General features: G+C 39.5%; 12 protein-coding genes. 2 read left to right on the top strand and 10 right to left on the bottom strand.

Translation table 11 applies throughout. From position 1 onward, the window contains the following. Positions 1–8: 8 nt before the first annotated feature. Together BLR53_RS06560 and BLR53_RS06555 are read right to left on the bottom strand one after the other, a co-directional pair. Positions 9–1,313 (bottom strand): ankyrin repeat domain-containing protein, encoded by a 1,305-nt coding sequence (locus tag BLR53_RS06560; RefSeq protein WP_244889459.1) that lies wholly within the window; start codon positions 1,311–1,313, stop codon positions 9–11. A gap of 11 nt (positions 1,314–1,324) precedes the next feature. After that, positions 1,325–2,509 carry an ankyrin repeat domain-containing protein gene (locus BLR53_RS06555; RefSeq protein ID WP_074588145.1) on the bottom strand — a complete coding sequence of 395 codons (1,185 nt, stop codon included), beginning with the start codon at positions 2,507–2,509 and terminating at the stop codon, positions 1,325–1,327. Between the two features lie 111 nt (positions 2,510–2,620). On the opposite strand from BLR53_RS06555, the gene BLR53_RS06550 reads away from it, so the two are divergent. Then, on the top strand, positions 2,621–3,706 hold the full coding sequence (locus tag BLR53_RS06550; RefSeq protein WP_074588143.1) for a serine hydrolase domain-containing protein: 1,086 nt from the start codon (positions 2,621–2,623) through the stop codon (positions 3,704–3,706). A gap of 54 nt (positions 3,707–3,760) precedes the next feature. Here BLR53_RS06550 and BLR53_RS06545 read toward each other — a convergent pair whose 3' ends face one another. Then, positions 3,761–4,096 (bottom strand): hypothetical protein, encoded by a 336-nt coding sequence (locus BLR53_RS06545; RefSeq protein WP_037444388.1) that lies wholly within the window; start codon positions 4,094–4,096, stop codon positions 3,761–3,763. 82 nt (positions 4,097–4,178) lie between these two features. Continuing rightward, on the bottom strand, positions 4,179–5,969 hold the full coding sequence (locus BLR53_RS19680) for a sensor histidine kinase (protein WP_083332023.1): 1,791 nt from the start codon (positions 5,967–5,969) through the stop codon (positions 4,179–4,181). Positions 5,970–6,167: 198 nt separating this feature from the next. Here BLR53_RS19680 and BLR53_RS06530 point away from each other — a divergent pair, with 198 nt between their 5' ends. Further along, a complete protein-coding gene (locus BLR53_RS06530; RefSeq protein WP_074588141.1) occupies positions 6,168–6,860 on the top strand; it encodes a GNAT family N-acetyltransferase in 693 nt (230 codons plus the stop codon). A 60-nt stretch (positions 6,861–6,920) separates the two neighbouring features. Here the strand turns inward: BLR53_RS06530 and BLR53_RS06525 are convergent, their stop codons facing one another. From BLR53_RS06525 to BLR53_RS06500, 6 genes are all read right to left on the bottom strand, one after another. After that, entirely contained in the window at positions 6,921–7,397 is a 477-nt protein-coding gene (locus BLR53_RS06525) for a DUF4625 domain-containing protein (protein WP_074588563.1), read from the bottom strand. 44 nt (positions 7,398–7,441) lie between these two features. Continuing rightward, positions 7,442–8,365: a DUF4625 domain-containing protein gene (locus BLR53_RS06520; protein ID WP_037444390.1), complete on the bottom strand. Its 924-nt coding sequence runs from the start codon at positions 8,363–8,365 to the stop codon at positions 7,442–7,444. A 24-nt stretch (positions 8,366–8,389) separates the two neighbouring features. After that, positions 8,390–9,148 carry a DUF4625 domain-containing protein gene (locus BLR53_RS06515; protein WP_037444392.1) on the bottom strand — a complete coding sequence of 253 codons (759 nt, stop codon included), beginning with the start codon at positions 9,146–9,148 and terminating at the stop codon, positions 8,390–8,392. Positions 9,149–9,202: 54 nt separating this feature from the next. Then, entirely contained in the window at positions 9,203–11,590 is a 2,388-nt protein-coding gene (locus BLR53_RS06510) for a TonB-dependent receptor (protein ID WP_074588138.1), read from the bottom strand. A gap of 148 nt (positions 11,591–11,738) precedes the next feature. Then, positions 11,739–12,062 carry a hypothetical protein gene (locus BLR53_RS06505; RefSeq protein WP_139218428.1) on the bottom strand — a complete coding sequence of 108 codons (324 nt, stop codon included), beginning with the start codon at positions 12,060–12,062 and terminating at the stop codon, positions 11,739–11,741. 107 nt (positions 12,063–12,169) lie between these two features. After that, positions 12,170–13,102: a hypothetical protein gene (locus tag BLR53_RS06500; RefSeq protein ID WP_083332022.1), complete on the bottom strand. Its 933-nt coding sequence runs from the start codon at positions 13,100–13,102 to the stop codon at positions 12,170–12,172. Between the last annotated feature and the right edge of the window lie 6 nt (positions 13,103–13,108).

Below are 13,108 nucleotides of genomic sequence, written 5' to 3'. Positions count from 1 at the left end.
ATTGCTATTTATCCTTGAAGTATTTTTTGTTTTTCAATCTCGAATTCTGCCGGCGTAAGGATTCCGGCATCTAAAAGGTCTTTAAGATCCAGAAGATCTTGTTTTTTAGTATTTATTGAACTACCAGTGTCAACATTCGTATCCTTAGGTCCAAAAGAAAGTAATAACGCCGTGATTTCATTAAATCCTTTGATATTTGAATAATCAATCGCTTTCTGCTCTTTAACGTTAACTGCTGCTATATCTGCACCATTTTCCAGCAAGGTTTTTACAATATCTTTTTTCCCGTTGGCAGCCCCATAATGCAAAGCGGTATTCCCGCTTTCATCCTGAATATTAACAGCCGCGCCGTTTTCGAGAAGAAGTTTAACCAGACTCAGGTGCCCCTTTTTAACAGCAACGTGCAGCAAGCTTTCCCCTCCATACTGATAGTTCTCATTCAAGGAGAAATTACTCTCATTTGCCAGATTATTAGCTGTCTGTACCCAATCCAGGTATGAATTCATGGAGTCATCATTTCCGGACAGTGGCTTGCTATAATTGATGTCAATTCCTTGTTGAATGAAAAGTTTTACAATTTCTTTTTGATTATGGTTACAGGCATACCAGATTGGAGACAAGCCATTATTTGAGGAAACAGTTATATCGGCGCCGAATTCAACTAATAATTTAACAAGCATATTGTTATTTTGATGGCAGGCCAGTAACAATGGTGTTTCACCAGCGTGATTCGCCTGATTAACCTCAGCTCCGTTCTCCAACAGCAATGAGAGTGCTGCATTACTGCCTGACTTCACAGCATAGAATAGCGAAGTATTCCCCTGCTTATCTGCTGCATTCACATTAACTCCTATATTTACTAACTGCAAAAGAACCTCTTTATTCCGGCTATATGCGGCAAACATCAACGGTGTTTCTGCTTCATTATTTTCCTGATCTGCATTTGAACCGGTTTTTAATAATTCCTGAAGAACCTCTGCCTGAGACGTCCGGGCTGCCAGGTGTAAAAGGCTATTTCCTTGGTGATCCCTAATGTCAGTTCCCGAGCCTTTTTCCAGCAGAAACATTGCTGTTTGCTTCTGCTTCTGCAGACATGAAAAGAATAACGGAGTCTCTCCGTTGTGATCTTCATAATCCAGATCAGCCCCCGCTTCAACCAAAGCCTTTACAATATCCAGGTATCCTCTATGCGCTGCATAATGCAGTGCAGTTCTTCCTTTTTCATCGGTATAAGTAACATCTACTTCGTTATTCTTTAATAAGATTTCAGCGATCTTTCTTTTGCCCGATTCACAGGCAATTATAAATGACATGGACATAATGATTATTTATTGGTCAAAAGTAGCTCTACAGTTTTAGCTTTCAGGTTATCAGTTGAAGCGAGCATCATCGCAGTTTGGTCTTGATTATTTGTCAGATTGATATCAATACCTTTTTGGATCAATAGTTTGACCTTTCGATAGGTGTCTTTGGCCATTTCCTGATCAAAATTGACATCAAAAGCACAGACTTTGTGCAACAGGGAATTCCCATTCTGGCCTAGCCGCGTTAGATCCAGTGCCTCCAGCTGGATAACTGTATTAAAAACATCGAAAGTCTGTTCTGCAACAATATCTGCCGGAGTCTTCTCGCTCCCGTAATAAATTGCAGGTGCATATAGATCAGCACCGTCATTGATAAGGGCAGTTAATAAGTTTAGCAAAGTTTCTGAAGGCCTGTTTAATCTGCGCAGAAATTCAAATAATATCGTCACCTTATTTTTATTCAGAATCTCGAAATCCGGCTTTTCATAGGCGCATAGCATATGATATAAAGATAAATTCTGCTGATGAACTACAGCATGGTAAATGGCAGTTTCTCCTACGTTATCGGGCATATTAGTGTCCGCGCCATTTTTCAGCAGTAGATCTATTAACTGAACTTTATTTCTCGAAATTGCATGGATGAGCGGCGTTTTTTTAACGATATCCATGGCGTTCACATCCAAACCCTCATTGATCATCAAATCAAGGAGAATAACAGCAATTTCTGGCGTAATTCGGTTATTCGATGCAATCTGGTGAAGATAAGTTTCTTCAGCATTATTTACCCAGTTTGTATCACAACCGGCCCTAATTAAGCTTTTAATCAATACGGGATGCACACCTGACTCTAGAGCGTAACCTAAAAGTGTTTGATTATTTATCGGCTCATTGAGATTTTGCAACAACGAAAGAAACTCATCAAAAAAGATGATATCTTCTTCTTCTTGCTGAAGATTTAAGAAGATGCTTTTTAATAATGTGTGGTCAAAACTAGTGTATTCGTATAAATCAGTCTCAATTAATTGATGTCTGATAAAGAGCAAAATAATATCGAATGCTTTATTTCTGATTAATTTGTCGAACAACTGGATCCTTTCAAAGGGCTGCAGATCAACGGGGACATTTGATTCCTCCTTCAATAATTCCCTGGCTTCTTCAAAATTACTATTTCTGAATGCGTCTAATAACAATTGGTTCTCGGGCATATATAAAAACTAGATTAATTTTCATGCTTCAAAAACTGCGCCGATTACCTCTACAGAAACATTATTATTTCTATGCAGTTCATTCTCAAATTGAAATGTATCTTTAACTTCATGAAACTTAATGCGCTCGTTATTTTATCTGTCCTTACATTCATACCTGTCTTTACACTCACGTTGAAACTGGATGCTCAGACACTTCCGGTTAAAACTTCCAGCATTATGGCTGAAGCTGAAGCAGCTATTTTACGGAATGAGTATTCTGGCATAAATAGCATTCTGATATCAAAAGATGGAGCACCGGTTTATGAACACTATTTCAATGGTTTTACTGCAGATTCATTAAACGACTCCAGATCCTCTTTCAAATCAGTAGCCAGCCTACTTTTAGGAATTGCTATTGACAGAGGTATAGTAAAAAATGTAAATCAATTTGTTTACACCTTCTTTCCGGAAGAGAAAGCATTTGCCGCAGATCCGTTAAAACGGAGAATGACTATTAAAAATCTACTGGAAATGCGTTCCGGAATAGATTGCGACGAATGGAATGGCGAAAAGGATTGTGAGTCCGAAATGGAACCTACCAACGACTGGCTGAAATTTTCGCTAAGTGTGCCAATGAAACATGAACCTGGAAAAATATGGTCATATACATCAATTGACCCAATGATCATTAGTGGTATTATCAGCAATGCATCTGGTATGTCTATAATGGAATTCGCCAAATTATATCTGTTCGAACCAATGGGCATTACAAACTACAGGTGGACTACCGACCCCGCTGGACATGGTATGACTGGAGGATCATTTTTTATCCGTACACAGGATATGCAAAAAATAGGTCAGCTCCTGCTTAACAGGGGTATCTGGAATGGTAAACGCATAGTTAGTGCAAAATGGCTGAAAAGCTCTACAACGGCAAATATTCCTATACCTGAAACATCTTTCATTAAATTAAGCAAAAACAAAACGGCGATTCCCCAACCTGCCTTTTATGGTTATTACTGGTATAATGAACAAGTAAAAACGGATGGGTTCACAGCGAATATTGTTTTTGCTTCTGGTAATGGCGGACAATACATTATGACTATTAAAGATTTAGGCTTGGTTATCGTTTTTACACAAAGTAATTATGGTTCATGGAAAGCAAAACGGGCATTTGATATTTTAGTAAAATACATTATCCCGGCATACCAATAATATCGCCCGTTTCTTCCATTCGGGTAAACAGAGAATCACATGCCGGCCCGCATTTTAAGACATAGTATCCTGATCGTCCTCATCCTGTGCGTTAAGCGTGTCGAGATCTTCTGGTTCAATAGCTGTATCGTCGTCATCGTCTAAATTCAGATCCAGATCTGCTGCTGTATTACCTGTATCTTCACTGGAGTCGTAGCCCGTATATTCATCCTGATCCGGAACAGGGTTGCCCTCCGCTAGTTCCTCTTCATCTGCAGGAGAAAGTTCTTCATTTTCATTTTCTCCGTCAATGGTGTCATTTTCTTCGTTAAGTTCGCTAAAATTGGCAGCTGCATCCAATTCACTCGGATCCAGTGCATCTTGAAAGGCACTATTTTCGTTGTTTTCCATAATTGATAAGCTAATAACAGGTTTTTAATTAATAGAATTTAATCCCCTAACATCGTGGAAAATAAAATGTTTCATTTACTCTTTAATTTCCGGGTTGTTTAGCTAAAGGAATACTAAAATAAAAGGTAGAACCTTTACCAGGATCACTCTCTAACCAGATATTACCATGATGTCTTGCAATAATTTCTGCACTCAGATAAAGACCGATACCAAAACCCGAAATATGACTGTCCCTCACAACTCTATAATAACGCTCGAAAATTCTACTGGAGTCGACCTCATTGATTCCAATACCATTGTCCTTAACGCTCACCTGCGCCATTCCATCGGTTATTTCGCACTGTAAGTTAATATTCTTATCAGCAGGTGAGTATTTTACGGCGTTACTCAAAAGATTAGAAATAACGTTACTTATCTTATCGAAGTCAGCGTATACAGGTATATTTTCGCAAGGATGAAAGTTTATAGTATGGCCGGTCTCCATTAATCTGGCTTCTTCCACTGCGTTCTGTACCAGGTCGCTTAAAAGAAAGTGATGTCGATTTAAAACTATTTTACCAGATTCAAGACGGGAAACATTTAAAAAACCATTAATCATACTTGTCATTTTTTTGACTTGTCTGACTGCCATGTCTAAAGAAGAATTAATAAAATCATCTTGCATTTTGCTGGTTTTACGCTGCAATAATTGTAGGTATCCGTTCATTGAGGTCAGCGGCGTTTTCAGCTCATGACTTACCATACCTATGAAATCGTTTTTGCGTTGTTCATCCTTTTTAAGTACTGAGATATCCATCACTACACCTGTAAAAGCAGAAAACTCACCCGATTTATCTGCTTTTAAATTCCCTACTGCCCTTAGCCATCGAATTTTTTTATCATGATAACCTTCCACAGGATAGGAAACATCATAATCGCCATTCCCACTTAGAGCATTCTCCAATTTATCTGATACGTATTGCCGGTATTCATCTGTAATTTGATTGAGCGCATCTTCAATTGTTATGTTCTGATCTGCATGGAATCCGAAAAGCTCCCTGAGCCTGCTGGAAGTGACAAACTCCCTGGATACAGAATGAATATGCCATGTTCCGAAGTTTGCAGCCTCAATGGCAAGCCTTAAGGCAATTTCCTTGTCTTCAAGCCGGTCGTAAATTTCCTGCAATCTTTGCTGAGCCTCATATAACTCTTCATTAGAAGTCAGAAGTTCTTCATTAGCGGCCGCCATTTCTTCGTTCATCGCCGCAAGTTCTTCGGAGAGCAAGCGGAAATTATTTTCGCTCTCTCTTAAATCCCTGACACGTGCTTCTACTCTACCTTCAAGGGTTTCATTTAATATTTTAAGCTCATCCTGATTTTTAGATAACTCTTCATTGACCGCATTCAGTTCCTCATTCGAGGCAGCAAGTTCTTCGTTGAGTGATTGTTCTCTCAACAAAGCCTGCTCCTTCGAGTAAGCTTCTTGAAGTGTTAAACGATGTTTCACACGTTCGGTTACATCGGTTGCGGTATGTAAAATACAAATAGTTTTCCCGTCTATGTCTTTAATAGCACGGTATTCGAAATCAAAATAATAAGTGTACAGCTGTCCATCGGTAATCAGGTCGGCGGCAGTCTCCGTTCCGGCAACAGTAATACCTTCTTGCCATACACGTTTAAACATTTCTGCAAAAGGTTGTCCTTTCAATTCAGGCAATGCATCTTCAAGAGATTTCCCGATAACTGACCGGTCTTTGTCCCAGATTTTCAACATCGCGTCATTGGCCATTTGAATCACAGCGAGTTCTCCAACATGTACGGCCGTAGCTGTTTTAGTCTGATTTAGTACAGTTATTAATTGTTCTTTACTTAAAAATGGCGGGTCGTTATACATAATTTTTTCTGCAGGCGGGCGCTAATATAAAATCTTTTGGCTTTTTCATGTACAATAACTTTACAAATTAATTTTTGTTTATGTAGCAACTAAAAATCCTGCAAAAAACAAATATTAGGTTTTTTTAAAGCATCAAAATCCATACATTTGACTTATGTAAAATTTTACGTAAAAATTTACAATAAAGATCTCTGACTAATGAAACCTAAATTATTCTTACTAGACAATCCAATCTGGAACGCTTTATCTTCAGTTCATCAGGAGTTTGCAGTTGGTACGCCTGGGGTAAAATGCTACCAGGAACAGACTATTCCATTTATGGGTATACAGTATAACGATAAAAATCTATTAACAGAACTGGAAGCTTATTTGAAAGAAGGGGAAGAAAGATTCTTAAAGGACGAACTGGAATCCGTTCCTGAAAATTGGGAAATCCTGCAGCGATTAGCTTGTATTCAAATGGTTTACAACCCTTCTGCAGTAGAATCCGCGATAAATCCCATATCACAGCTCTCGGAACAAGATTCAGATGAGCTCCATGCGCTGGTGAATCTTGTACAACCAGGTTTTTTTAAACGAAAAACAACACTTTTGGGTAATTATTACGGCATAAGAAAGGAAGGAATTCTTGTAGCGGTCGCCGGAGAAAGAATGAAATTGGATGGTTTCACAGAGCTCAGCGCTGTTTGTACACATCCCTCCCATACAGGTAATGGTTATGCGCAGCAATTATTACGCGGGCTATGTCAGATAACGCTCGAAAAGGGTAATATCCCATTTTTGCATGTATTAGAATCAAATAAAAGAGCCATACAAATCTACGAATTTCTGAATTTCACCAAAAGGATTGATTTTCCATTGGTTAAATTAAAATATACCGGAAAAAACTAAACCTATTTAATATTCAGCAGCACATTTTTCAGGATGCACTGCTGAATAAAATAGAATAGACTATTGTATTTTTACACTTAGTCCTTTTATAGTCTGCCAACCCTCTTTATCTGTCAGACGAATCATAAAATGATAATCCCCCGGATCGATATCTGCAGGAACAGTGATTTCAGTGTTTAAGTGGTAACTTTTCGATCCCGCAGGAATTGGAAAATCCCTGATCAGTAAAAAAGGCTTTACTGCCTTCTTTACTGGTTCCATTCCGCAGTCATTGACCTCGGTACTATGTGTGTGATGATCGAAATTATGGTGAATATCTACGCTTACGGAACCAAGCTGTGAGTTATCAGTCAGTAATGCACGAAAAGTAAACGTCTCCCCACGTTTTATTACACTACATTGTTTAGGAAACGCATCTGAAGCGGTGTTATCGATTTCTGGATAGGTAGTGTCAATTGTACTATTATTGTCTTTACTACAATTCGTAAGCAAAAAGAGTATTAAAATTGGAGACAGTAAAAAATTTATTCTTCTCATTGTATTTTTTAATAAGTGAATCGTGTTAAATTCCACCACCATGATTATTTATAGTCTATAGTGATTGGAAATGATTTAAAAGTACTGCGATTATAAGTCGTGTTTTTGTACAGAAAAACCAGATCATATTGACCGGATGCCCAACTTTTCTCACCCGAGACGGGATTAGGTTTCGGCTCATTGAAATCTTCAATGGCACCGATCGTGATATCTTCCCATCCCCAAACACCATTAACCTGTTTAAGCGTAGTCACTTTCGAAGCCGATGGCAAGTCATGATGTTCTACTCTTGAAATAACAATAGCCTTATTAAAATCAAGATTATCTATGGACTCAGGGTGATAATTTGCACTTCTTTTAATCAACACAGAATATAATATTCCATCACCTTTAATTCCGTTGACTTGAGCATGAGCTTTAAGCTCATCGCCTTTTTTAAAAATAAGTTCCTTCTCAACCCAGGTTTCCATATAATAAATTAGCTGTCCATTTCTGGAAATCATATCCCTCCCTATTTGAGGGTCGACCGGAACATTAGCAGGATCAGTTATAACAAAATCTTCCCTGATTTCCAGCTTGCTGCCATTTTCGTCCAAGACAATAAAAAAGAAATCGTATTTTCCTTCTGGCGCTTCAGCAGGAATGGTAAAGTGTTTGTGCACGTTCGTATTCTTAACGCCTTTAAATTCCCCCCAATTCAGTTCAAACTTCCAGGAAGCTGAATAACTTTCTGTACTTTTCTGCAGAATTTTAACTTGAACATCACTTATTTTGTCTCCTGCAATTATATCAGCATTTAAGTGAAAATCTCTACCTCGCAAGGCATTTTTATTATTGCCGGTTCCAATTTCGATATTATCAACAGTTGGCTTTCCTGCTTCGGGAGCAGATTGATTATCTTTTTTACAAGCAACTGAAAGTCCGGATGCCAGACCTATTAGTATAAAAACAGTATATATCTTCTTCATTTGATATTTAATTTAATCTTGTAATCAGGGTTTGTCAAAGTGCTGTTCAAACTCATTTTCTTTTCCAGCCTGGTCAATTATTTTCAGATGAACATGATAATGGCCTTTTGGAGCTGCGGTTACATCCAGGTGTTTATGCAATTTATAGGTAGTCTGTCCAACCATTGCTGCATCTGTAAATTCAAATTCTTTTTCCCATCCTGCCCCATGTACCTCAGCAACGACTTTAGCAATTTTATTAACCGCAGTAAGCGTCGCTTCCATATGGAGATCATTACCGGCAGTGTTAATACCTACCTCAAATCCGGTCGCTGCGGGTAGAAAAGGATCGAATTTTACTTCCAGAGTATTCTCTATTTTTGTAACTGATCCTTGTTGATCGGTTACCGCGAAAACCACCAGATACTGGCCGATAGCAGCATCTGCCGGCACGTCGATGTGCTTGTGGAAGCTTGCATTATTTAAACCTGAAAAACCATCTACGTACTCCTGATTAAATTTCCAGCCGCTACCTGATTTAGGAGAGATCTCTACTTTTACACTTGCTAGTTTTCCTGCAGCAATCAGTTCGGCCTCGATATGAATATCGGTGCCGGGATAAGCAGTTTTATTATTGTCATGACCGATTTCCAGCGCGTTGATAACTGGCGCAGATATCTCCGGTTTATCGTCTTTTTTACAAGCAGTGAATGCTGCAGAGAAAAAGAGCAGTATAACCATCATCTTGTTAATTTTCATTTTGCCTGTCTTGGCATTCCAGGTGTTTTGATCTGTTTTTTGCATAATTGTTTGATTTTTAAATATTTGTGTTGATTTTAAATTAGTTCGCTCTCATTTTCAATGAAATGGGATTTTTAAAGACAGGATAAGATTTCTCCCTGCCTCGGGCAATTCTATCAGGCGATAGAAGCTTGTATGATTCATATATTTGGTATCCAGTAAATTCTGCGCTTGCAGACTAAACATTACTGGTTGACGAAATAGGTTTATTTTGGTACCTGCCTGAAGGTTGATTACTGTATAGCCCGGTGTTTTCTTTTCGGGTGGAACAATCCGGTCCTGCTTTCCTGCAATCCGGTAATCGATCGCAAAATAGGTATCGTCCAAATTCCTTCCGAATACGGGTGACCAGGACAAGCTTATCATACCAGATACAGGTGGTGAGAAGGGTAAGCCATAACCTTTTTTATCACCTGAAAGCTGCCTGGCATATAAATATTCACCGACAAATTCAGAACTGAGCCCCTTTAGCAGATCCACCCGGAGTTTAAACTCGCCACCATAACGCATCACTTTACTTTGCGCATACTGGAAGACCTGGTTACCTGCACCATAGAAATAATCATGGTAAGCAGTAGGATTCAGATAAATATAATTTGGGAAATAATTATAAAATGGAGTGATCAGTACAGACCAATTTTCAGCATCCCAGCCCAGGCTTAGGTCCGCTTGATAAGATTGTTCTGCCGAGAGGTTTGCATCTCCTTTTTCATAACTGAAATAATGATAGTTGACACCGTTTGCCCCCAACTCTTTAGCAATGGGCATTCTGAAACTTTTACCCAGATTTGCTTTCAGTACAAAGTGTTCCGGGTTATAGTTTATGCCTGCTGACCAGACCACGCTGCCAAACCGGCGTTTCAGATTATTTGCCCGGGTCAGTTTACCGCCGGCTGTGCCCGTCGCACCTTCAGAAGGAAACCAGTCCTGATATTCGAAGAGCCGGACGCTTCCATAATCATACCGCATTCCGGCATGTAAAAGCACACGGTCGTTCAGCTCATATTTGTCATAAATAAAAGCACCCGCAGTTAACTGATTAAATGAAGGCACAAGAAAAGTCCAGCCATTGATCCGGTTGTGCTGATATTCTGCATTAACCCCTGCAGTTAGCAAATGCTTTCCTACTTTAAACTCATCCCGCAGATTTACACTGTATACGTGTTTATCAAATTCCCGCTCGAGATCTGCAGGTATATTAAGTGTATCCGGATAAGCTGGTGGCATGTATCCATGATTTACATACTGACTGAATTCCTGCCGAAAATTGTGCTGGTAGCCAAGCTCCATTTGCAGTCTATGTTGTGCAACACTATACTCAGTACGGTTTATTAACTTCAAGTGGTTAACCTCCTGCCCAGGCATCTGGATATCCCGGCTTGAACGGTCGTGCATTTCGGTGTCTACTCTTCTCGGTTCCAGACCATGTGCATTTGCGAAGAATCCACTTTTACTATAAGTATTACTGAGATAAAAAACAGTCCTGAATCTATCCTTGATATAACCGGTATTAAAATGCAATGCAGTTTCACGACCCGCAGTATTTCTTAATCGTCCGTCTTTAAGATTTACGGCATAGTCATACACAAAAACCTGATCCGCAGGCACTCTGTAGTCTCCATAATTCTGATAAGTAACACGGGCATCATAAAAAAAGTGGTTTTTACGGGCAAACAAATTTGCAGATGTGCCGTAAAGATTATTATTGCTTTTTCCAATCAAATCCACTGCGCCTCCAAATGTATTTTTTCCAGGAATAGCTCTGGGTTTAATATCAATCACACCCCCAATCGCATCGGAACCGTAAAGAAAGGAAGCTGCTCCTTTGATCAATTCTACTTCGCCTGCTGCGAACTGATCGATTTCCAACCCGTGGTCTGCTCCCCACTGCTGGCCTTCGTGCTTAACACCTTTATCTACAACTACCACACGGTTAAAACCCAACCCCCTGATAAGGGGTTTGGATTGCCCGGAGCCAATACCGATTGTATTAATTCCCGGAAGGCGGTCTAGGGTTTGCATTAAACTTCCGCCCAAATTCCGTTGAATAAATTCACTGCCGACCACTTCAATATTCATAGATTCGGTCTGACCTCTTATTTTTCCCCGCTTATTTCGTACGCTAACCTCCTTTAGTTGATGTTGCCGTTGCTCCATCGTAATGGCCAAAAAGACATCGACAGTGGCGACAACAGCTATCTGCACCTTTTTCTGATACCCGATATGTATAAAATTCACCTCGTATACTCCTGGTTTTAAACCATATATTGAAAACATACCAGCGGAATCGGTAACGGAATAACGGGATTGACCTATAATTGAAATGCTCACATTTTTGATAGGAAGGCCTGTCGCAGCGGTCACTTTTCCACTCAGGTGGAGGTCCTGGCTGCAAAGTAGCCCACTCCAAAGCATACAGAAAAACAGAATAAAGAATTTCTTCATTAAAATTCAGAGGCTATTTAGCCATTAGGAATCCTAGGAAAAGACATACTTATAAAGCAGATATCTTTTCAGATCCATATAAAAATAAAATAGTAAATCACATCACCTGAGAAGGCGATGAATAAGCATCAGGACGATGCAATTGAAATTAATTGAATGCAGGCGGCCCCTTGTTCGTAAACCCCTGAAGCGTAAACTTATAAATGCGGGCGAATACACCAGAAGAAATAACGACAATTTCCGGAACAGGGATAGCTATAAGCGGAGGATAATTAAGAAAAATTTGCTTCCCATGGTGGTGAATAAAATAGTCACACACTTTACAATCACCGGATTGATCTAAACTATTATTGTCGGTAGCGTGCTCAGTTTGTACCTTATAACCATGTGTATGCAGTATCTGCGCGGCAGATATAAAGAGAAAAAGCACCACCAGCAAAAGACAACCTGCCTTGCTAATTAACTGCTTCATAAATTCTCTTCTTCTTTTTACCATGGGGCACATCAGCAGCAATAGTCGCAACTGAGTGGCAAATGTAATTATATTTTTAAATAAAACGCTATCAACCGAAAATATACTTATTCCATATTAGCAACGAAACCGATCAGGCCAGTTAATTCCTGGTTAAGGGACCGTACCGAAGACTGAAGTTGATTGATCATTGATGCACGAGTATGCAGATCATCTGCACCATAAAAACCTCCGGATCCAAAGAGCAATGCCTCCTGTTCCGGATCTATTTTGCCGTCAAACTGGAATTGAATCCAACGCCTTTTAACACTTTCCGAAAGAGTTACATTCCCCTGATTACTAAATTTTTTTTCATGAAGCATCTCCCAGACAAACTCGGGATAATCTGTATTAGTTTCAGGCTCAGTCCAGATACTGCGCAGTAAATTATGCGCATGCTCAAACTCGACCTCCCTCCCCTTCGGATTAATTGTCATTGCACCTAATCCTGCACTAATAAGACCACCGCTTATTCCCACGGTATTTTGTACACCATTATTGGAAATAACGGCGGTGGCAACAGTGGTTAAAGCGCCGAGAATGACAGATCCGACAGTGAGCTTCGTATTTCTCTTACTATTTAGCGCATCCAGGTAAGTTGCAGCCATATCAGCACGCTCTCCTTCACAATCCAGTTCTGCTGCAACGGCTTGCAACTGTGTTTGAGCAAGTAATATTTTATTACTTATTTTTTGCCGGAGATAGACTTTATCTGCAGTATTATCCTTACCACCCGCGCGGTTAAGCTTCCATAGACCATCAATATCTTTACTTACACCTAGAATCCTGCAAATCAGCTGGTCGCGTGGTGAAATATTCGTCTGAGTAAGTTTAAGGTCGATCGTATCTTTCGATAGCGCCCCCTGCTTAAGATATGGCACATTTGGAGCACAATAATTATACTTAAAGCCTAATAGCTTTGTATCTCGTACGTTCTGTTTTACCGGACTGCATGCAGTAATCAGCAATGCGAAAGAGGCTATATTTAAAATACACTTCATCTTTAT

This window comes from Pedobacter antarcticus, from assembly GCF_900103515.1.
Taxonomy (GTDB): domain Bacteria; phylum Bacteroidota; class Bacteroidia; order Sphingobacteriales; family Sphingobacteriaceae; genus Pedobacter; species Pedobacter antarcticus.
Note: the sequence above shows the minus strand (reverse complement) of the source record. Positions and strands in the feature narration are given on the sequence as shown.

Excerpts from the sequence above, each read along its gene's own strand:
- BLR53_RS06560 (WP_244889459.1), bottom strand. The coding sequence starts at position 1,313 with ATGTCATTTATAATTGCCTGTGAATCGGGCAAAAGAAAGATCGCTGAA.
- BLR53_RS06555 (WP_074588145.1), bottom strand. The coding sequence starts at position 2,509 with ATGCCCGAGAACCAATTGTTATTAGACGCATTCAGAAATAGTAATTTT.
- BLR53_RS06550 (WP_074588143.1), top strand. The coding sequence starts at position 2,621 with ATGAAACTTAATGCGCTCGTTATTTTATCTGTCCTTACATTCATACCT.
- BLR53_RS06545 (WP_037444388.1), bottom strand. The coding sequence starts at position 4,096 with ATGGAAAACAACGAAAATAGTGCCTTTCAAGATGCACTGGATCCGAGT.
- BLR53_RS19680 (WP_083332023.1), bottom strand. The coding sequence starts at position 5,969 with ATGTATAACGACCCGCCATTTTTAAGTAAAGAACAATTAATAACTGTA.
- BLR53_RS06530 (WP_074588141.1), top strand. The coding sequence starts at position 6,168 with ATGAAACCTAAATTATTCTTACTAGACAATCCAATCTGGAACGCTTTA.
- BLR53_RS06525 (WP_074588563.1), bottom strand. The coding sequence starts at position 7,397 with ATGAGAAGAATAAATTTTTTACTGTCTCCAATTTTAATACTCTTTTTG.
- BLR53_RS06520 (WP_037444390.1), bottom strand. The coding sequence starts at position 8,365 with ATGAAGAAGATATATACTGTTTTTATACTAATAGGTCTGGCATCCGGA.
- BLR53_RS06515 (WP_037444392.1), bottom strand. The coding sequence starts at position 9,148 with ATGCAAAAAACAGATCAAAACACCTGGAATGCCAAGACAGGCAAAATG.
- BLR53_RS06510 (WP_074588138.1), bottom strand. The coding sequence starts at position 11,590 with ATGAAGAAATTCTTTATTCTGTTTTTCTGTATGCTTTGGAGTGGGCTA.
- BLR53_RS06505 (WP_139218428.1), bottom strand. The coding sequence starts at position 12,062 with ATGAAGCAGTTAATTAGCAAGGCAGGTTGTCTTTTGCTGGTGGTGCTT.
- BLR53_RS06500 (WP_083332022.1), bottom strand. The coding sequence starts at position 13,102 with ATGAAGTGTATTTTAAATATAGCCTCTTTCGCATTGCTGATTACTGCA.